At 42.2% G+C, this 21,953-nt stretch carries 14 protein-coding genes; all 14 read left to right on the top strand.

The annotated features are described in order from the left end of the window. Window positions 1-111: 111 nt before the first annotated feature. The gene (locus DXA15_RS26435; RefSeq protein ID WP_233567223.1) at window positions 112-1,932 is read left to right on the top strand and encodes a sugar-binding domain-containing protein; all 1,821 of its coding nucleotides are present in this window, start codon (window positions 112-114) and stop codon (window positions 1,930-1,932) included. Then, entirely contained in the window at window positions 1,929-2,492 is a 564-nt protein-coding gene (locus DXA15_RS26430; protein ID WP_233567220.1) for a hypothetical protein, read from the top strand. Before DXA15_RS26435 ends, DXA15_RS26430 begins: the two co-directional genes overlap by 4 nt. Beyond that, window positions 2,384-3,280, top strand: coding sequence for a hypothetical protein (locus tag DXA15_RS26425; protein ID WP_233567218.1), 897 nt, complete (start codon window positions 2,384-2,386; stop codon window positions 3,278-3,280). The genes DXA15_RS26430 and DXA15_RS26425 overlap by 109 nt, the downstream gene beginning before the upstream one ends. A gap of 170 nt (window positions 3,281-3,450) precedes the next feature. Then, window positions 3,451-3,657, top strand: a complete 207-nt coding sequence (locus DXA15_RS12115; protein WP_128134192.1) for a hypothetical protein — start codon at window positions 3,451-3,453, stop codon at window positions 3,655-3,657. An 8-nt stretch (window positions 3,658-3,665) separates the two neighbouring features. Further along, window positions 3,666-6,524 carry an endo-alpha-N-acetylgalactosaminidase family protein gene (locus tag DXA15_RS12110; RefSeq protein WP_128134191.1) on the top strand — a complete coding sequence of 953 codons (2,859 nt, stop codon included), beginning with the start codon at window positions 3,666-3,668 and terminating at the stop codon, window positions 6,522-6,524. Continuing rightward, complete coding sequence (locus DXA15_RS12105) at window positions 6,422-6,829, top strand: hypothetical protein (protein ID WP_128134190.1); 408 nt, start codon at window positions 6,422-6,424, stop codon at window positions 6,827-6,829. The genes DXA15_RS12110 and DXA15_RS12105 overlap by 103 nt, the downstream gene beginning before the upstream one ends. Before the next feature lie 23 nt (window positions 6,830-6,852). Beyond that, entirely contained in the window at window positions 6,853-9,141 is a 2,289-nt protein-coding gene (locus DXA15_RS12100; protein WP_128134189.1) for a glycoside hydrolase family 95-like protein, read from the top strand. A gap of 85 nt (window positions 9,142-9,226) precedes the next feature. Further along, complete coding sequence (locus tag DXA15_RS27625; RefSeq protein WP_128134188.1) at window positions 9,227-9,652, top strand: glycoside hydrolase N-terminal domain-containing protein; 426 nt, start codon at window positions 9,227-9,229, stop codon at window positions 9,650-9,652. A gap of 10 nt (window positions 9,653-9,662) precedes the next feature. Then, window positions 9,663-11,618, top strand: coding sequence for a glycoside hydrolase N-terminal domain-containing protein (locus tag DXA15_RS12090; protein WP_158579656.1), 1,956 nt, complete (start codon window positions 9,663-9,665; stop codon window positions 11,616-11,618). 212 nt (window positions 11,619-11,830) lie between these two features. Further along, the gene (locus tag DXA15_RS12085; protein WP_128134186.1) at window positions 11,831-13,216 is read left to right on the top strand and encodes an alpha-L-fucosidase; all 1,386 of its coding nucleotides are present in this window, start codon (window positions 11,831-11,833) and stop codon (window positions 13,214-13,216) included. A gap of 22 nt (window positions 13,217-13,238) precedes the next feature. Next, the gene (locus tag DXA15_RS12080) at window positions 13,239-15,581 is read left to right on the top strand and encodes a glycoside hydrolase family 3 N-terminal domain-containing protein (protein ID WP_128134185.1); all 2,343 of its coding nucleotides are present in this window, start codon (window positions 13,239-13,241) and stop codon (window positions 15,579-15,581) included. A gap of 444 nt (window positions 15,582-16,025) precedes the next feature. After that, window positions 16,026-16,244 carry a DUF2007 domain-containing protein gene (locus DXA15_RS12075; RefSeq protein WP_128134184.1) on the top strand — a complete coding sequence of 73 codons (219 nt, stop codon included), beginning with the start codon at window positions 16,026-16,028 and terminating at the stop codon, window positions 16,242-16,244. A 257-nt stretch (window positions 16,245-16,501) separates the two neighbouring features. After that, window positions 16,502-19,579, top strand: coding sequence for a TonB-dependent receptor (locus DXA15_RS12070; RefSeq protein ID WP_128134183.1), 3,078 nt, complete (start codon window positions 16,502-16,504; stop codon window positions 19,577-19,579). 12 nt (window positions 19,580-19,591) lie between these two features. Further along, window positions 19,592-21,196 (top strand): RagB/SusD family nutrient uptake outer membrane protein, encoded by a 1,605-nt coding sequence (locus tag DXA15_RS12065; RefSeq protein ID WP_128134182.1) that lies wholly within the window; start codon window positions 19,592-19,594, stop codon window positions 21,194-21,196. Window positions 21,197-21,953: the final 757 nt, after the last annotated feature.

Below are 21,953 nucleotides of genomic sequence, written 5' to 3'. Positions count from 1 at the left end.
TTTTGTTTCACAGCTGTGATATGAATAAAGAATTGGGGTTTATCCTTACAAACTGGCGGGTAAATCATACTGTGACCGGGCTAATAGACTGTATCAGAAACATAATTTTATATGAAGCTAAGCAAAACAATTTCACTAACACTACTTTCTTTAACTCTTGGAAGCTATCTGCACGCGCAGAATATTCAATCGTTGGCAGGAACCTGGCAGTTCAGCCTCGACCCTACCGATCAGGGAATGAAAGAAAACTGGCAAGACCGTTCGTATGATAAAACGATTGCCTTGCCGGGAACAACCGATGAAGCGCAATATGGCGGGAAGACGTGCGGTTCCGATTTCGGTATCCTGACCCGTGCTTATAAATACTACGGTCCGGCCTGGTATTCGAGAGAAATTGAAATTCCATCCGAATGGAACGGAAAACGCATTCGGATGGAACTGGAACGTGTCTTATGGGAATCACGTGTTTTTGTAGATGGAAAGGAGGTATCCGTGCAGGATGCTTTGTCTACTCCCCATTACCATGATCTCGGTTATCTATCCCCCGGTAAACATCGGTTGACTATTCGTATCAATAATGATCTGATCTATAATATCGGTGATAAAGGTCATGTCTATACGGAATATACGCAAAGCATTTGGAACGGAGTTGTCGGACGCATACAATTGAAGGCAATCGAACCGGTTCATTTCTCTAATCCGCAGGTGTTTACCAAGGTTTTTCCCTGTTCTCTGCAACTGATGGATACTTTGATGAATACTTCATCTAAAAAGGTCGATGCACGTATAACCTGGCAACTGACAGAGCGTGAGAGTGGAGCAGTTGTTTTTACACAAGTGACCGAACAGTTGCTGCAAAAAGGAGCGAATGTTCTGAATTTTAAAGCATCTATGCCGGAGGGTATCAAGCTATGGAATGATGTCACTCCCCATTTGTATCAGTTGAAAGTTACCGTACGGGATAAAAAGAAAATATACGATACCCGTGAAATCGAGTTCGGCTTCCGGGAAGTGACGACATCCAAATCGAAAGTTCTTATCAACGGAAAACCTGTTTTTCTGCGTGGTAATCTCGATTGCGTGCATTTTCCGCTGACGGGTTATCCGTCCTGTAAGGTAGAAGATTGGGAAAAGATTTTCCGTATTTATAAAGACTACGGTCTGAATCATGTCCGTTTTCATTCCTGGTGTCCTCCGGAAGCAGCTTTTATCGCGGCCGACCGGATCGGTATTTATATCCAGGCAGAAACGATTTGGATCGACTGGTGGATGTCTGTCGAGCAGAAAGAACGAAAAGAGATGGATACCAAAGGCCATCCGCAGGGATTGGGTAAGAATCCTTCGGCCGACCGGTATGTGCAGCAGGAATTAACCCGTATGATCGATGCTTACGGCAACCATCCGTCTTTCATTATGCAATGTATCGGTAACGAGTTGGGTAACTCTGATTTCGAAGTGATGGAGTCGTGGATGAAACCCTTGAAAGAAAAAGACTCGCGTCGCCTGTATGCAACTTCAACGGCTCGTAAGATCATGCCGCTCGATCAATATATGGTCACTCATTATATTGACGGATTGGGCGGAACCCGCGGGCTTCGGGGCGGTGCTTCTACCGCCTGGGATTTTGAAGATGTGTATTCACGTTCGGACATCCCCATTCTTTCGCATGAGATCGGGCAATGGCCGGTTTATCCGAAATGGGAGGAGATAAAGAAATATACAGGTGTACTGAAGGCCCGTAACTTTGAAGAGTTCCGCGAGCAGGCCTGTAAAAACAAGATCGAGGAGCAGAATGAGGAATTTGTTGCAGCTTCCGGTGCCCTGAACCAGATCATGTACAAATATGAAATAGAGTCCTTCCTTCGTACGCCTTCCTGTGCCGGCATCCAGTTGCTTAGCATGCAGGATTATCAGGGCAGGGCGAAGCGTTGATCGGTTGGCTGGATGTTTTTTATGACAGCAAAGGCATTACAACGCCTGAACAGTTCCGTGCACACCATGATACGACAGTCCCTTTGTTACGTATGCCTAAATATGTATGGGAAAACAACGAGCCTTTTACGGCTGAAATGCAGCTGGCACATTACGGAACCGAAGATTTGCAGGAGGGGCTTTACTGGAAGATTAAAGATGGAAACAGTAATCTGGTCGCTTCCGGAAAGACTGCATCCCGCCGTTGGCCCGTAGGTACTTCCGAACTGGGAGGTAAAATAAATTGTGATCTTTCTTCTATCTCTGCTGCTCAAAAACTGACGGTTGAAGTCGGTTTGCAGGGACGGCCCATAGTTAACCGTTGGAATATCTGGGTTTATCCGTCTGCAAAGTCTCCGGATAAACCTGTTGTGGCGGAAGATGTGTATGTCACCGACCGGATGGATGCCGAATGCCTGAAACGTTTGGAAAAGGAGAGAAGGTTCTTTTGCAGGCATCTGCTTTGGGGACGGAAGAAACCTGCGATAAGATTAGTTTTTACCCTTTGTATTGGTCGCTGACTTTCTTCCCCGGGCAGGGTAAGAATACGATCGGTATGATTGTTCGCGATAAACATCCGTTGTTTGCACAGTTTCCGACCGATTCGCATAGTGACTGGCAGTGGCAATCCGTTTATAAAGATGCCCGTGCCTTCTATATAAACGACTATCCGGAAAGCTATAAGCCGATTGCGCAGCCGGTCGATGATTTTCATCGGAATAATAAGCTTGCCTCCATCTTTGAGTTGAAAGTAGGAAAAGGAAAATTGCTTGTCTGCGGTTTTGATCTGAGAGATGAAAAGAATCCGGCTGCACGCCAGTTGAAGAACAGCATTCTGCATTATATGAGTTCGGACGATTTTAATCCTTCGTATGAAAAAGATATTGCCTCCTTGCAGAAAATGCTGACTTATGTGGAACCATTGAAGAGCACTGTTACCGGTGAGTTCAGCAATGCTTTGCTGTATATAGACTGTGCAGCTCCGGACAAAACCTTTGCCAACAAGAAGACAACATACGAGATAACTCCGGACTGGCAGGCAAAGGAGATGGAGTTGACGATCCAATGTCCTCCGGGAATCATCGGTTCCTTATATGTTTGTTTTGTCGACAAGGATAAGAAAGGACGCACGGGGCATCTTGTCTTCGAAGGGCGTGACTACGAATTGGTAAAACAAGAGAATGAAGAGTCATGGGTAAAACTCCATATTATGCGTGAAGATTCAAATGACGGAATACTTCGTTTGAAAGCAAAGCTGAAGAATGGTCCTGATCTGGTTATTTCAAAAGTGGCTATCGTGGAGGAATAAACATATTATTAGAAGTACGATTGCTTTGTGTTTTGCATAATCTGTGGAATAGTTTGCAAAATACGATATAGTGGAAAAGAGAGCAGGAATATATTTCTTTTATATATATAGACCTTTTATCTTTGTTAATTTGATTATTGTATATCATATAGGAATTACAAGTAGATACCATGAATAAAATACTTACAATCGGGGTTTTCAGTTTGATCTCTGTCGCCTCTGTTGCCTTATCGCCGGTAGAAAGGGGAATGAAGACCCCTTCATCTGTTTATCGGTTGAGTACGAAAGCGGATAGTCTCATTCTGGTAAATGACTTTTCTGCCGTAAACAGTACTGTCGAGTTTGATCTGTTACCGCAAAACTCATCAGCCAGGTAGGTGTCTTATTGCGTTATAAGAATGCGAAGGACTGGGTGTATGTTGGATGCAACGAGGCTGCGGATAACTTGGGTTTTGCAGTTTGGTATGTGGAAACACCGGGTGGAAAGATCGAGATTGCGCGCGATATAGCGAAATTATATGCACATCATTTAAGGCATATCAAAGTAAACTGCATCGGACGTACATTGACAGTTTATGTAGACGGTGAACAAATTGGTCATAAGTATATACCAGACATTACTCTTTCATCCGGACAGACAGGATTTCGTGTACATGATAAAGGTAATGTGCAAATATCTAACGTCGTTTGCCGGGCATTGCCGGAGCCCGGCAAAGAAATTGCCAAAAAGAGAAGTGCTTACAAGTTGTCTTCTTCCCGAATGGATGTCCTGCTGAATAAAGATTTTCCATCTATCCAATCCTATACGTGGAAGGATAATCAGGCTCGGTTGAACGGACAGATATTTGACGTAAAGGGTATCACGATCAACGGAGACTATTATCAACCCAAGGTGACGAGTAAAGTTGAGGCTGATTGTATATTGTATACGTTGAAAGTAAAAGAAATAGGTGTTACACTACATGTTTGCTGCGAAGTAACCGATAATATATTTCAGCTTTCCGTAAAAAAGATCGAAGAAGATGGCGATGTTAAAGTAAAGACACTAGTCTTTCCCGACCATCACCTGGTATCTGTTTCCGCATCCACTCCGAATGCCTCTTTGGCTATCGCCGATAATGTACATTCCGATATATTCTATCCGCTAAAGGATAAGGCTGTTGATAATACCTGTCAATATGGTTCCATTCTTTTGTTGAATTCAGATAAGTTGGTGGCAACACTTGAAAGTAATTCTATTTATGGTACCCGTCAGTTTTTATATCAGTCGGTACAGTTGCCGGGGGAAGTCGTTACCGGTATATGGGGGAATGAGTGGATTTACCGCGGACATGACGGAGAAGTGACTGAACTGCCTTATATAAAAGTAATCCTGTCCGATGATTGTAATCAGGATAATCAGGTAGACTGGCAAGATGGGGCGGTTGCTTTGCAGAAAGTCTATCCGGCACCTTCCGGCGTAGAAAAGTTGCAGAATTCATATGCTACCATTACGATGAATTTTGCCAGTTGCGCTCAATACCCTTTCCTCCGTCAGCTGGATAACATAAAGAAATTCTATCTGGCAACCGACGGTTTCGGACAAATGCTCGAGTTGAAAGGCTACCAGAGTGAAGGACATGACAGTGCTCACCCGGACTATTCCGGCAATTATAACGAGCGGGCAGGCGGTAAAGACGACCTGGCTTTCCTCGCTAAAGAAGCCCGCAAATATAATGCTCACATCGGTGTCCATATCAATCATAGCGAATCGTATCCCGAAGCAAGAGCATTCAACGACAAGATCGTCACCGATATGCCCGGTTGGAGCTGGCTGGATCAGGCATTCTTTATCAATAAAGAAGCAGATATGCTGGCCGGAACTTTTGAGAAGCGTTTGAATCAGCTGAAGGAAGATGTGCCCGATCTCTCTTTTGTCTATCTCGATACGTATCGTGAATATCGTTGGCTAGCCTATCAGACTGCCCGGATTTTCAATCAGAACGGTTGGGCGATCTGGACGGAAGATGCCAATGTCTTCGATAAAGAAGCAACCTGGATTCATTATAATCCTGAGGCCAAGAGCTTGATACATCGTTTTGTGCATCACCAATATCGCGACGGATATGCTAAACATCCGGCATTGCTGGGGGGGTATAACCGGGGGGCCGAGATAGGTTTTATGGGATGGCAGAAAGGACGTGATTTTAATGGCGTGATACGTAATTTCTTTACTAAACAATTGCCTTATCGTTATCTGATGCATTATCCGGTTATGCAACTCGACACCGTTCGTGCCGTACTGGCAGACGGCCTGACTTCTTACTGGGATGAAAAAGAGGAAACTGTCATTCGTAAAGGCGACCGGATACTGATGTCCGGCGGTAGCGTATTTATTCCCTGGAATCCGGCTACGGAAGAGAAGATATATCATTATAATCTAAAAGGCGGTAAGACATCCTGGCTACTTCCTGTTTCCTGGAAATCGGTTACATATGTTTGGTTATATCGCTTGGGAGATACCGGAAAATCATTTGTGGCAAAACTGCCCGTACGCAACGGTGGAGTAGAGATCGAAGCATTGCCGGAAATCGGTTATGTCTTATATAAAGAAGAAGCAAAACCATCGCCGGCAATGGAATGGAGTACAGGTAGTCTCGTTAAAGATATGGGCTTTGATAGCCATACATTCGATCATTGGAAAGTGGAAGGAGATGCTGCCGCAGTATCTGTTGAAAGGACGGATTACGGTCAAAGTTATTTATCTGTAAAAGGAGGAGGAGCTGCTAGTGTGAGCCAGCAGATTGAGGGGTTGGCTCCTGGTAAGGAATATGTTGCATCCGTGTGGGTTAATGTAACCGGTCGGAAGGGAGCTGCATTAAGTATACAGACCGGTAGCCAACAGAATGAACAGGTTTCTATTGAAGAAAGTAATGTCTTTAATTATACCGATAATACCGATCGTTTCAAAACGACATGGCAGCGTTTGAAACTTCCTTTCCGGGTTCCGGCCGGTAAAAGTAGCGTTACATTATCTTTATGTGCTGCTGTTTCGGGTGATACGTCTGTTGTCGCCTTTGACGATGTACGTGTCATCGCTTATCAGTCTCCTAAAAAAGCAGGATATGATTATTACGAAGACTTTGAGCATGTAGATGAAGGATGGGGTCCTTTTATCCCTTGCCAACCAGTGCCTTTACAACACATTTATCTGAAAAGCATGGCATCTATACCGATAATACGATTAATGGTAACTGGTCTTTAGCAACCTGGCGTGAACGGAACGGCGAAGTGTACAGAACCTCTCCGGCTATGATTCGTTTTGTGCCCGGTCAGACGTATGAGATCGAATTCGATTATAAAGTAGACGCTCGTGATGTTTATAAGGTCGTTGGAATCTCTCCATCGGAAAAAGTTCCTGTGTTTTCTTACGATCTGAATCGTCCGGGTAAATGCCGGGTGTGCTTTACGGTTCCCTCATGTACAGACTTTTATATTGCCATTATGAAGCAAGGAAACGGTATGCTGATTATCGATGATTTCGGTATTAAAGGAAAACTTATGCAATAAAATAATACCAATTTATACATATAATGATGAAACATTTATTACTCGTATCGACAGTCTGGCTATTAGCAGCCTGTAATGGTGGAAAGGTCGATCTGCCTGTTACTCCTTCCGAAAGCGATTTGCGATTCTCCAACCTGGCAACTACCTGGGATGAAGGGATGCCGTTAGGAAATGCGACTGTCGGGGCTTTGGTTTGGCAGCGGGATTCGGCATTACGTTTATCCCTGGACAGGACAGACCTCTGGGATTTGCGTCCGATGGATAGTATCTCCGGTCCGAATAACCGGTTTGCCTGGGTTCGTGAACAAGTGAAGAAAAAGGATTATCTTCCGGTTCAGCAGAAATACGACCATCCGTATGACCGTCAACCGGCTCCGTCCAAAATACCGGGGGCGGCGCTGGAGTTCTCTCTGGAAGAACTGGGTTCTCCTTCCGATGTCCGTCTTTATTTGAATGATGCGCTTTGTGAAGCGACGTGGGATAACGGAACCACATTGAAAACTTTTGTCCATGCCACCGAACCGGTCGGTTGGTTTGTTTTCGAGAATTTACCCTCGTCGATAACTCCTACCTTAATTTCTCCCAAATACAGTACAGGAGGAGATAAAGCCGGAAATTCCGTAGAAGGGCAGGATTTGCGCCGTCTGGGTTACAAGCAGGGTACTATTCATGAAGATGCGAATCAGATAGCCTATCATCAGGAAGGCTGGAATAGTTTTTCGTATGATGTGAATGTTCGCTGGGAGCAGAAGGGAAAGACCCTGTATGGTGTCTGGAGCGTGACTTCTTCATTGGAATCTGATAAGGCAACTGAAAAAACACAGGAAGCCATGACACGCGGAGTGAATCAGGATTATCAGTCTCACCTGAATTTCTGGAAGAATTATTGGGCACAGTCATCCGTCACACTTCCGGATCCTGTTTTGCAGAAACAATATGATAATGAAATGTATAAATACGGTTCTGCCACCCGCGAAAACTCTTATCCCATCTCTTTGCAGGCTGTATGGACTGCCGATAACGGTAAACTCCCGCCCTGGAAAGGTGATTATCATCATGACCTGAATACTCAACTCAGCTACTGGCCGACTTATACCGGTAACCATCTGACGGAAGGTCTGGGTTATCTGAATACGCTTTGGAATCAGCGGGATGTCTATAAGGAATATACCCGTCAGTATTTTGAAACGGATGGTATGAATGTCCCCGGCGTATGTACATTGTTAGGCGTTCCGATGGGAGGATGGATTCAATATTCCATGTCGCAGACGGCCGGAGCCTGGCTGGCACAGCATTTTTATCTTCACTGGAAATATTCGATGGACCGTGATTTCCTGAAAGACCGTGCTTATCCTTTCCTGAAAGATGTGGCTACATACCTGGAACAAATATCCGTGGTGGATGCTCAGGGTGTTCGTAAACTGACCATGAGTTCCAGTCCTGAGATATACGATAATTCGATCAACGCCTGGTTTAAGGATATGACAAACTATGATCTGGCTTTGATGAAGTTCGCTTTCAGTGCCGCGTCTGAACTTGCCGGGGAATTAGAGATCCCGGAAGAGGCCGCTCATTGGAAAAAACTGAATGAACAACTGCCGGAATTAGATGTGGATAAAGATGGTGCCTTGACGTTTGCCAAAGGTTTCTCATACGATCAGTCCCACCGTCATTTCTCTCATGCGATGGCTATCCATCCGCTAGGTTTGCTGGATTGGAGCCAGGGTGAGAAATCCCAACAGATCATTAAAGCTACAATAAAGAAGTTGCAGGATTATGGTCCCGACTACTGGACCGGTTATTCATATAGTTGGTTTGGTAATATGAAAGCCCGTGCATTTGACGGTGATGGTGCTGCCCGGGAATTGCGTACATTTGCTGAATGTTTTTGCTTGCGTAATACATTCCATGCCAACGGCGACCAGACAAAAACAGGGAAGTCCAAATTCACATACCGTCCGTTTACCCTGGAAGGTAACTTTGCCTTCGCTGCCGGTATCCAGGAAATGCTTTTGCAAAGTCATACCGGAATCATCCGTGTGTTCCCGGCGATCCCTTCCGACTGGTCGAATGTCTCTTTTGATAACCTTCGTGCCATGGGTGCTTTCCTTATCTCTGCCGAAAAACAGAATGGAAAGATCACCAAACTTCGCATCTATCCTGAACAGGGCGGAACATTACGTCTCGCATCTCCATTCGGAACAGATGAAGCAGTAGTAACAGGTAATGCCGGAGATGTTACGAACGAAGACGGCATACTATCGTTTGAAACCCGTAAAGGTGAATGGGTAGATATAAAGCCGGCAGGTTAAGTTTATTATTCATTTATGACCATTCCCGCTTAGCGAGATGGATGTTAATCCTCTGAAATCCGATTATAAATAATTGAGAGATATTATGGAAAACACTTTTATAAAAGTTATCCGGTACCTGTTACCGGTTGCATTATTGTCTTGTGCCGGAGGTCAGCCTCCGGCAAAGAACCTGTCTTCGACCATCCTTTATATGGACCAGCCTGCCGCCTCCTGGTATGAAGCGACTCCTATAGGCAATGGCCGTTTGGGAGGGATGGTTTATGGAGGAGTAACCAAAGATACCATCCGTACAAACGATGATACGTTCTGGAGCGGTGAACCACGAGATTTGCAACGGCCGGGAGCTTATAAATGTCTTCCGGAAATACGAAAATTACTGTTGGAAGAAAAGAACCTGGAGGCCCAAGAGCTGATCGATAAACATATGCTCGGTCCCTGGAACCAGAATTATATGCCTTTAGCCGATATTCTGCTGGAATGGCCTGGCGACGGGAATGTCTCCGGATAATAGAAGAGAGTTGGACCTGAATCGGGGAGTTGTCACGATTACATATACGCAGAATGGAGTTAATTATAAACGGGAACTGTTTGCTTCATATCCCGACCAGGCCATTGTAATGAATATCTCTGCGGATAAAAAGAATGCTGTTGAGTTTTTCGCCGGCCTGGGCAGTCAGATCAATAACCAGACAAAGGTGGAAGGTAATCAGATTGTAATTAATGGGCAGGCTCCCTGGCATACCGATCCTAATTATACAGGCGTTCATCCTCCGGTGTACAAGGAAGGAAAAGGCATGCGTTTCGAAGGACGATTATTAATCAGGCAGGAGGGAGGAACAATTTCTGCCCAAGATGATAAATTGCATGTAAAAGATGCAGTATCTGCCACTATTACTTTTGTTGCAGCCACCAGTTTTAACGGCTTCGATAAAGATCCTGCTGTAAATGGGAAAGATGAAAAAGCAATATGCAAAAAATATCTTTCCTCTCTGGAAACGAAGAAATATCCTGATTTATATAAAGCGCATCTGGCAGATTACTCTTCCCTGTTCGGACGGGTAAGTATCGACTTGGGTGAATCTACGGAATCAACTTTACCTATTAACCAGCGAATAAAAAATTATAAACCCGGCATAGACCCGGCCCTTACTGCTTTGTATTTCCAGTTCGGACGCTATCTGCTTATCTCGGCTTCACGGCCAGGTTCGCAGCCGGCAAACTTACAAGGTATCTGGAATCAGGACATGCAACCCGCCTGGAGTGCAAACTGGACGATTAACTGTAATGCGGAGATTAATTACTGGCCGGCTGAGATCACCAATCTTTCCGAATGCCATTTCCCGATGTTCGATATGATCCGGGAAACCTCTGTCGATGGTGCAAGGACAGCCAAGAACCTGTATAACTCCCGTGGTTGGGTTGCCCATCATAATCTCGATATATGGCGTACGACCTGGATGGTTGGAGGAACCGGATTATATTCTTTGTTCCAGGTAGGAGGTGCCTGGCTTTGCCAGCATATCTGGGATCATTATCTGTTTACCCTGGATGAGGATTTCCTTCGCGATCACTATGATTTATTAAAGAGCGCTTCCATCTTTTACCTGGACAACCTGCAAACAGACCGGGATGGGTATCTGGTAACGAGTCCGTCCGAATCTTTTGAGAATGGTTATATCAAACCGAATGGCGAGAAGGGATGGGCCTGTATCGGTTCCGCTCAGGATATGCAGATCGTTCGTGCTTTGTTTGAAAATACGATGAAATCTGCTGAAATTCTGAATGACGGAGCTTTTAAAGAAGAAGTGGCAAAAGCATATGCTAAACTGCCTCCGATGAAGATCAGCCCAAGAACAGGACAACTACAGGAATGGAACGATGATTGGGAACCTTCCAATCCGGCCAGCGGACAGGTCGGGCATGGCTGGGCATTTGCCGTAGGAAATCAAATAACGCTGCGCGGGACGCCTGAACTGGCCCAGGCTTTCAGAAAAACGATAGAATACCGGCGCCCGGGTTATTCTTATAATAGCGGTAGCTGGACAGGAACATTTCCGGCTGTTTACTGGGCCCGTTTTGAAGAACCGGATAGTGTGCAACGTGTGATAGACCGTCATTTTGACCTGGCTTTATCTCCGAATCTGACTTGCGAATTTATGAAATCATGGCAAATAGATGGAAACCTTGGTATTACTACCGCTATTACCGAAATGCTTTTACAGAGTCATGCAGGGGAAATCAGCTTGTTGCCAGCCTTACCGGCAAAATATCCGACAGGCTCTGTTACCGGATTGCGGGCACGTGGTGGTTATGAGGTCGATATTTTCTGGAAAGACGGAGTATTGACTAAAGCAGTGATTAAAGCGGATAGGACGAAGGGGGATGAAATTATCCCAGTGCGTTATGCAGGCTTGGTGAAATCAGTTAAGTTGGCAAAAGGGCAGACTATCGTATTGGATAGTTCTTTGGAATAAATAGAACAGAAAGTGTATGGACCGGGCTGAGATTGAATGTCGTCTGACAAATCAATCACTCGCTCAGTCCATACATTTTTTTTGTTACATATTGTCTGGATTACATTTTGACATTTGGGATATTTTCTATAACTTGCCGTGATTTTTAATACTAAATCTGATTTGACTTAAACGAAAAATTAAGAATGTACAATAATTAAAACAATCATTTTATGAAATTCCAGAAAACACTATTCGGATGTTTAGTTGGTGTAGCTTTGTCTATGAATGTAAACGCCCAAGAAGTACAAGGATTCGTTCATGAACGTTCTACTGATTATGAATGGCCTACAGATCAACAGATCTTGGATAAACTTGATAAATGGCAGGACCAGAAATTCGGTGTGTTATTCCATTGGGGGCTTTATTCGGTTCCGGGTATTGTAGAGTCATGGTCTATTTGTTCAGAGGATGTAGACTGGATTTCCCGTAAAAAGGATATGACCTATGATGAATACAAGAAGTGGTATTTCGGTTTAAAGGAATCATTGAACCCGACACAGTTCAATCCGGACAAATGGGCTGATATTATGAAGGATGCCGGAATGAAATATATGATTTTTACAACCAAACACCATGATGGTTTCTGTATGTTTGATTCAAAATATACAGATTTTTCTATTGCAAACGGTCCTTTTGCCAATAACCCCAAAAAAGATGTGGCCCGTTATGTCTTTGACGCATTCCGTCAGAAGGATTTCATGATCGGGTGTTATTTCTCCAAACCGGACTGGCATTGCGAATGGTTTTGGAATCCTTATTTTGCAACTCCCAACCGTCGACAGAATTATAAGATAGACCGTCATCCGGACTGGTGGAAAAATTACCAGGAATTTACCTATAACCAGATGGATGAACTGATGACTAATTATGGCAACTTTGATATCCTTTGGCTGGATGGCGGCTGGGTGACCGGTGAAGATGTCCATCTGGATAAATTATTGAACAAGGTACGTACTTCTACTCAACCCGGACTGATTTCCGTAGACCGTACTATCCGTGGAAGAAATGAAAATTATCAAACTCCGGAACGTAGTATTCCTGAGACTCAGTTGAATAATCCCTGGGAAAGTTGTATTACTTTGAGTAACGATTGGGGATGGGTTCCTAATGCTCCTTATAAATCTCCGACGAAAGTAATCGGTCTGCTGGCTGAAATCACGGCAAAAGGCGGATGTCTGCTGTTGGGGGTCGGTCCTACGCCACAGGGTACTATTGAAGATGCTGTTACAGAACGTCTGCATGTGATCGGTGACTGGCTGAGAGCCAATGGAAAGGCCATTTACAACACTCGTATCACTCCGGTTTATAATGATGGAAATGTCTGGTTTACAGCTGATAAGGACGGTAAAACATTATATGCTGTTTATGCTTTGCCGGAAGGAGAGAATTTGCCTGAAACAATTGAATGGACAGGAAACATTCCGACAGGTAAAATGAAAATGCTGAAAGGTAACAAAACAGTAAAATATACCAGCAAGGACGGTAAGGTAAGAGTCACCCTTCCGAAAGGGTTGAAAAACGAACCGATTGCTTTGCAGTTTACTTCTGATAAATAACTGAAATAAAATAACTTGTTATATGAGTAAAACAACAACTTTAATTATCGGCCTTGCCATTTGTGCGGGACAGGCCGTGGCGCAACAACCGTTATACAAGCAGGCTACGGCTCCTGTTGAAGACAGAGTAAACGATCTTATAGGACGTATGACGGTTGAAGAAAAAGTCGGTCAGTTATGTTGTCCGCTTGGTTGGGAAATGTATACTAAAACGGAAAACGGCGTTGTTGCTTCCGACCTCTATAAAGAACGGATGAAGACGATGCCTATCGGTTCATTCTGGGCAGTCCTCCGCGCCGATCCCTGGACACAAAAGACTTTGGAGACAGGATTAAATCCGGAACTGTCAGCTAAAGCATTGAATGCCTTGCAAAAATATGCTGTAGAAGAAACCCGTCTGGGAATCCCTGTGCTGTTTGCAGAAGAATGTCCTCACGGACATATGGCGATTGGTACCACTGTCTTCCCGACATCTTTGTCTCAGGCAAGTACCTGGAATGCAGAGTTAATGCATCGGATGGGAGAAGCTATTGCCCTGGAAGCACGTTCACAGGGGGCCAACATCGGTTATGGTCCGGTGCTGGATATTGCCCGTGAACCACGTTGGTCACGTATGGAAGAGACTTTCGGTGAAGATCCTGTGCTGACAACTCATCTGGGGGTTGCCTTTATGAAAGGTATGCAGGGGAAATCGCAGAATGACGGAAAGCATTTGTATTCTACCTTGAAACATTTTGCCGCTTATGGCATTCCTGAAGCCGGACATAACGGTGCACGTGCCAATGTCGGTATGCGTCAGTTATTTTCCGATTATCTGCCTCCTTTCAAGAAAGCAGTGGAAGAAGGGGTTGGAACGATTATGACTTCCTATAATTCTATCGATGGTATTCCCTGTACTTCTAATAAATATTTATTGACGGATGTTCTCCGTGATCAATGGGGTTTTAAAGGGTTCGTTTATTCGGATTTGACAAGTATCGAAGGCATTGTCGGGGCAAGAGTGGCGAAAAATAATAAGGAAGCTGCCGTTCTGGCTTTGAAAGCCGGTCTTGATATGGACCTGGGAGGAAATGCTTATGGAAAGAATCTTCAGAAAGCTTTGGAAGAAGGTGCTATTACCATGGATGACCTCAACAGAGCGGTCGCTAATGTCCTTCGTCTGAAATTCCGCATGGGGTTGTTTGAGAATCCGTATGTTTCACCGGAACAGGCTAAACAGGTGGTACGTTCAAAAACTCACAAAGAACTGGCTCGCGAAGTTGCCCGTGAAGGGATTGTTTTACTAAAAAATGAAGGTGTATTGCCTCTGAAAAAAAATATTGAAAGTATAGCTGTAATCGGTCCGAATGCGGATATGATGTATAACCAGTTGGGTGACTACACGGCTCCTCAGGAACGTGAAGAGATTGTTACAGTACTGGATGGTATACGAAAAGCCGTTTCTCCTTCAACGAAAGTGAATTATGTAAAAGGCTGTGCAATCCGTGATGTAACGACCAGTAATATCCCGGCAGCGGTGGAAGCTGCCCGTGCTGCCGATGCAGTTGTTTTGGTTGTCGGTGGTTCGAGTGCCCGCGATTTCAAGACAAAATATATAGGTACAGGTGCAGCGGATGTTTCTAATGATGGAAACCAACTCCTGTCGGATATGGATTGTGGCGAAGGATATGACCGTAGCACATTGCGTTTACTGGGCGATCAGGAAAAACTCCTGGAGGCGGTAGCTGCCACAGGCAAACCATTAGTTGTTATTTATATCCAGGGACGTACATTAAATATGAACCTGGCTTCGGAAAAGGCACAGGCGTTGCTTACTGCTTGGTATCCGGGTGAACAGGGTGGGACAGCTATAGCAGATGTTTTGTTTGGCGATTATAATCCTGCCGGACGTTTGCCAGTATCCGTACCCCGCAGCGAAGGTCAGTTACCCTTATTCTATTCACAGGGAAAACAGCGTGCCTATGTCGAAGAAGAAGGAACGCCTCTTTATGCATTTGGCTATGGATTGAGCTATACTAAGTTTGATTACAGTCAATTGGAGCTACAGAAAGGTAATGGAAAAGATGTCTTGCAAACAGTCAGTTGTACGGTTAGCAATACCGGAGACTGTGATGGGGAAGAAGTTGTCCAGCTTTACGTCTGTGACAAAGTAGCCTCTGTTTCTCAGTCCCCAATCCTGTTAAAGGCTTTCGAACGTATCTCCCTGAAGAAAGGCGAAAGCAAGAAAGTTACTTTCACATTGGGTGAAGAAGAACTGTCTCTTTATAATATGGAAATGAAACAGGTGGTAGAACCGGGAGACTTCAAAGTCATGGTTGGAGCAGCTTCGGACGATATCCGGTTGGAAGGAGAGTTTACATTGTAATAGAAGTTTCTATATCTAAAAGAAAAGGCTGGATTCTCTTGTTATACAAGGAGAGTCCAGCTTTTTTGTATTTAATACGATGTGGATTGGAAAAGAGATATCGGTTTTTGACTGTTACGAATGGCATAAGCTGTAAGCTGTATTGTATCCCACTGCTTATACAATTGCAATCGGTAGTGCAAGTCTTTGCATTCGGTAGTGCAGAAGTTTGCATTCCTTAATGCAAAACCTTGCACTAAGGAATGCAAAGACATTATTCTTGCCGTTATCCGCATGCGACTTATGCGGTTATGATTCAATGAAGGTTCGGAATCACCATGGTTTGATAGTGCCAGACTTTTTGAATCCGGATATGGAAGGGGAAAAATATTTTCTGTGTGAAGGTGGAATTCAGAATAAAAAGACATACCTTTGGGAAATAAGAACCTCTAAATTCGTAAAGGTATGGAAACAATTTATTTGGCAACATTAAATGATGGATTCCCTGTAGCCTTGTTGCAGGATCTGTTGAGAAATGATGGTATTGAGTCTTTTCTGAAAAATGAGATCGTTTCTTCCGTGCTCCCAGGTTTCCAAAGAGAGATATATGTCATGGAAGAAGATTACGAGAAGGCAAAAGAAATACTGAAACAGGAGTTCCCTGAATTGGTCGGAGAAGAATAGGGCAGAGTTTTGTGTGGTAAATTAAAAGTCGGGTGTGAGTAAGTTACATCCGACTTTTTTTATCTATTTTTACCACGACTACAGATATATTGTTTAGTTCCCAATCTGATACATTATTAAAAGATCTGTTCCGTATTTAAAACATCTTGCTATCAATGTGATACCAGCCGTGAATGAAATCATAACTTACTTTGCAATTGTGAATCTTTATCAAATTCAATTTGAGTATAAAGGCGTTTTTATTAAACATTGTTATTATGAAAAACAAGAAAATGTATGTTTGGAAAAGAGGAAGATATCTATTTCTCGCAACTTTATTAGGTGCGGGTTCTTTCTCCAGTTATGCAAAATCCGGAACTGATTATAATCAGTTCAACTCGGCAGACACCGAGTTGAACAATGATGTAAGCCAGCAAAAAACAAAGAAAATATCCGGTACAGTTGTTGATGAAACAGGGCTTCCGGTTATTGGAGCGAATGTTGTACAAAAAGGGACCACAAACGGGATCATTACAGATATAGATGGACGTTTTTCTTTGGATATTCCAGAAGATGCCATTTTGGAAGTTTCCTATATCGGCTATTTAACTCAGTCTATGCCAGTAGGAAATAAATCTTCTTTTCAGATTACTCTTCGGGAGGATACTCAAAAACTAGATGAAGTTGTAGTTGTTGGTTTTGGTACACAGAAGAAGGTTAATTTGACGGGAGCTGTTTCTGCTGTCTCCGGAGAACAACTAAGCGGATTACCTGCAACTAATGTAGCTAATATGTTGCAAGGGAAATTGCCAGGTGTTTCAATTACTGCAGAAACCGGTCAGCCTGGTCGTGAAGGAACTTCTATTCGTATTCGTGGTGTTGGGACGATGAATAATTCTGATCCTATGATTTTGGTTGATGGGCTGGAAAGTTCAATGAATGATGTTACCCCCAATGATATTGAAAATATAAGTGTTTTAAAGGATGCTGCAGCGGCTTCAATTTATGGGACTAGAGCTGCAAATGGTGTGATTCTTATAACTACTAAACGAGGAAAAGTAGGAAAACCCATATTGACTTATAATGGATATGTAGGTTGGCAAAAAGCTGTTAGAAAACCTCATCATTTATCTTCTGCCCAATATGCTGAATTGTATAATGAAGGAAGAATAAATGAAGGTGCCGCTCCCGCATATACAGCAGAAGATATTGAAAAATATAGAAATGGTTCTGATCCGGATAATTATCCAAATACCAAATGGATGGACTTGCTTTTGCAAGGTAGTGGATTTACTCATAATCACAATATAAGTTTAAATGGAGGAACAGAAGATACTCGTTATGCCGTATCTTTGGCTTATTATAGTCAGGATGGTTTAACGAAAAATACTTCACATGAGCGATATAATGTCCGTATCAATTTGGATAGCAAAGTGACTGAATGGTTGACGTTCGGGATAAATTCAAGTTTGTCCCGCAGGGAGATTGTAGCACCGACAAATCCATTTTCGAATAGTATGGGTCAGTTCTTCCGTCAGGCCAATCGTATTCCTAATACTTTTGTCAATCAATATTCCGACGGAACTTACGGGCGTCATATCGATGGTAATCCGATCGCCTGGATCGAAGCCGGAGGAAAAGCAACATCGGTTTATACTCATGCATTAGGTAGTGCGTTCGGTGAACTTAAGATCATTGATGGGCTGACCTTAAAAGGTATTGCCGGTATTGATTACAATTTTGATGATGGAAAAACACATATTAAAGAAATTACTTATGGGGATGGTTCCGTACAAGGTCCTAACAGTGTAGAAGATTATCTGGATCGTTGGATGACAGTCACTCTCCAGGGATTGTTGAACTATCAGAAACAAATAGGTAAGCATTCATTTAAAGGAATGTTGGGAGTATCGAGGGAATCTTATAAAAAGAATCTGACGAAAGCATACCGTAAGAATTTTCCAAGTAATGAGTTGACTGAGTTGGATGGTGGTTCAACAAATGGATGGAGTAATAACGGTAGTGCACTTGAAACAAATATAGGTTCTTATTTCGGACGAATCAACTATGATTATGCAGGCAAATATTTGTTGGAATTTAATCTGCGAAGCGACGGTTCTTCCAAGTTTGCAAAAGGACATCGTTGGGGAACATTTCCTTCTTTCTCTGCCGGATGGCGTATTTCCGAAGAGGCTTTCATGAAAAATATCCATTGGTTGGATAATCTGAAGATTCGAGGTTCATGGGGTAAGCTGGGTAACCATCGTACGGATGATTATCAATATATTGCAATTATCGCTTTAGGACAGAACTATAATTTTAATAATGTCGTGGCTGATGGTGCCGTACAAACAAAAGCGAATAACGGCAATATAACCTGGGAAACGACTAAAGAACTGGATTTAGGTTTTGATGCCGGTTTTAAGAATAACCTGATCAATGTTTCTTTCGATTATTATGACCGGTATACCGATAATATTTTGGCAGTAGTACCTGTATCATTGATTTTTGGACTGGATGCTCCCGTATCTAATGCCGGAGCCATGAGAAACAGAGGAGTAGAGGTATCGTTGGGACATTCTTATAAAATAGGAAATGTAGAATATGATATCAATGGTTATATGGCATATAATAAGAATAAGGTTGATAAATATCCAAACCCAGAGAAAGGGGATAATGTTAAAATGGAAGGTTATTCCTGGGATTCTTTTTATGGATATGAATGTACTGGTATATTTATGTCGGACGAAGAAGCTAAAAATAGTCCGGTTCATTCTGTCTACTCTAAAGCTGGCGATTTGAAATTTAAAGACCAAAATGATGATGGAAAGATAGATGCAGAAGATCGTGTCGTTTTAGGAAATACGATTCCGAACATTACTTACGGATTTAATCTGAATATGAAATATCGTGATTTCGATTTTCTGGCTTCTTTCCAGGGAGCGGCGGACGTTTATCGTACTGTCGATCGTGAGTCGATGTGGGGATTTATTGATGGAGCGAATGCGCAGGAAAAACACCTCGATCGTACGATCGTAGAGAACGGACTGGTAACGCAGTTAGGCCATTATCCGCGTATATTGATCAATCAGTCTCACAACCGTGTCATGAGTTCTTTTCTTGTGATGAATGCCAGTTATTTGCGTTTGAAAAATCTTCAAATCGGATATAATTTGCCTCAAAGTCTTTTGAAAAGTATACATTTGAATCGAGCACGATTATATGTGAGTGGGCAAAATTTATTGACATTTACTAAATTCCCAAATGACTTTGATCCCGAAGTTAAAAGTGGTAATGGTGGATATTCATATCCGCAGGTCGCAATTTATTCTATAGGTTTGGATATTACATTTTAATACGTATACATTATGAAAAAGATTATATTAGGATTAACACTGGCGATGGGGTTGGTGTCATGTGGTGATAGTTTTTTGGATGTTACACCAAAAGATAAATTATCTGATGCTACATTTTGGCAAAGTGAAAAAGATGTAGATATGGCGTTGAACGGTTGTTATAAAGGTTGGGAGGCTATAACTAATATCGTTTTTTTGGACGCTGCCTCGGATAATGGTTATGAGCAGTTTAATTATAACTTTCAGGAGATAGGTAATGGACAGATTTTACCGACATCTTCACCCGGATTATATGCTACTTGGGTAGATGGAAATGCGACTACTTGGTTTAGATACGATCGTATTCGAAAGTATAATAATTTCCTGGAGAAAATAGAAAATGTGGAAATGGATGAAAGTAAAAAGGAACAATATAAAGCTGAAGTCCGTTTTCTACGAGCATATGACTATTTTAATAAAGTAATGTTTTATGGGGATATACCTTTGATAGATAAAGTAATAACTTCTGCGGAGGAAGCGAATTTGTCTCGTACGCCAAAAGCGGAAGTAGAAGATTTTATTTTAAAAGAATTGGAAGCAGTTGCAGCTATATTACCTGTACAAAATATGCTAGAATCAAGTGGGCATATAACAAAAGGGGCAGCTTTGGCTTTAAAAGCTCGATTGGAACTTTATCTCGGAAAATATGAACAGGCGCAAAATTCAGCGGAAACAGTTATTAATATGTCGTGTTATGAATTATATCCAGATTATGAAGAACTGTTTTGGCCGTCAGCAGAATCATCGAATAAGGAATCTATCTTGGAAGTTCAATATATGAAAAATGATTATAGTAGTATGTTGCCGCAATTAACTCTTCCGGCAACAGAAGGTGGCTGGTCTGCTTTAAATGCTCTTTGGTCTTTTGTAGATGCTTTTCAAGTAGATAATGGTAAATTTATAGATGAACCTAATTCCGGATATAATCCAGATGAACCGTTTAAGCATAGAGATCCACGTTTGACTAAAATAGTATTATGTCCAGGAGAAGAATATAATGGACGTTTCTATAATCCTTTAGATAAATTTATTGATGGACAATCAGATCGTAAAAATCTTGATTATCATGAGGAAGCTGCAGCGTCTCGTGGTGGATTACTTGTCAAAAAATATACGTATCCTATGTCTGTAGTGGATGCTAACAATCATGATGGCAATGCTATTGTGATACGTCTGCCAGAAATGTATATCACATTTGCAGAATGTGCTTTACAGACTGGAAAAGATAAGGGTAAAGCTTTGAATTATATTAATAAAATTCGTAATCGTGTAGGCATGCCGGATGCAACAGAACTTACAGAAAGGTTGGTTCGTTATGAAAGACGTGTAGAATTAGCTTTTGAAGGATTACGTTATTTTGATTTGAAGCGTTGGGATCTTGGACCGACTTTATTAAATGGATGGGCTATTGGAAGTCGGAACGGAACAATTGATTCCAAAACAGGAAAAGTCACTTGGGGAGATGGTCATATAAAATTGGAAGAGCGTATTTTTCAAGTTCAACGGAATTATTTATTACCGATACCTCAGACAGAATTGGATAGGAATCCGAATATGAAACAAAATCCTGGTTACTAAAGTTAGTTGGTAAAAGAACATTCTATTCGGAAGTATATGTAGTACTTGGAAAGGTGAATAAACACTGTTGGGTTTCTAGTGGCAGGTGTGGAAGCCACTAGGAGCGTCAACAGAGAATATAAATGAATAAGGAGATCGATGGGTGAAAATGATGATTTTGAAGAATATAATTTGGTGGTAAAGTGCTGCATTATAATTGTAGAAAAGAGAAGTAATATCAAAAAAAGAAATCATTTCCTTGTGAAGTGATTTCTTTTTTATTATATGCCTTGCATAATTTTTATTTGGTGGTATAAGTTTAGTATGGGGGCGGTAGCAACTAACCGTTAGTTGAACAGCAAGGGGTATTATTGTGAAGTGGAATCAGAAATCGTACGTAAAATCCCAGTTTGAGGAACACGAACATCATATAAGACTTATGCTGTAGGATGAGTTTGCAATATAAAACGAAGTCTAAAGCTACTCGGATACGGTAGAGTAAAGTGTTAAAACTTAGTTTTTACTTGATTCAGGTAAGTATTTACAAATTGTTATATAGGAAAATCTAGTTAATTGCATAATAAAGCAATGTGATTTTTATGCTTTAACCGGGAAAGAAACAACTAGAGTCTTAGTAGAACTACAGCCTTTTTTATAATAATCGTGACAATTATTAGTAAATATTAGAGTTTATACAGAATAAGGAACAGGGCAATTGAAAAATCAGAGTCCTAAAACCTTATTCGATATATTGTTTATTATCTGTAAGCTTATATTA

The sequence above is a fragment of the Parabacteroides sp. AM58-2XD genome (assembly GCF_003463685.1).
Lineage (GTDB): Bacteria > Bacteroidota > Bacteroidia > Bacteroidales > Tannerellaceae > Parabacteroides > Parabacteroides segnis.
The sequence above is the reverse complement of the archived record's forward strand: the minus strand, read 5'-3'. Positions and strand labels throughout refer to the sequence as shown.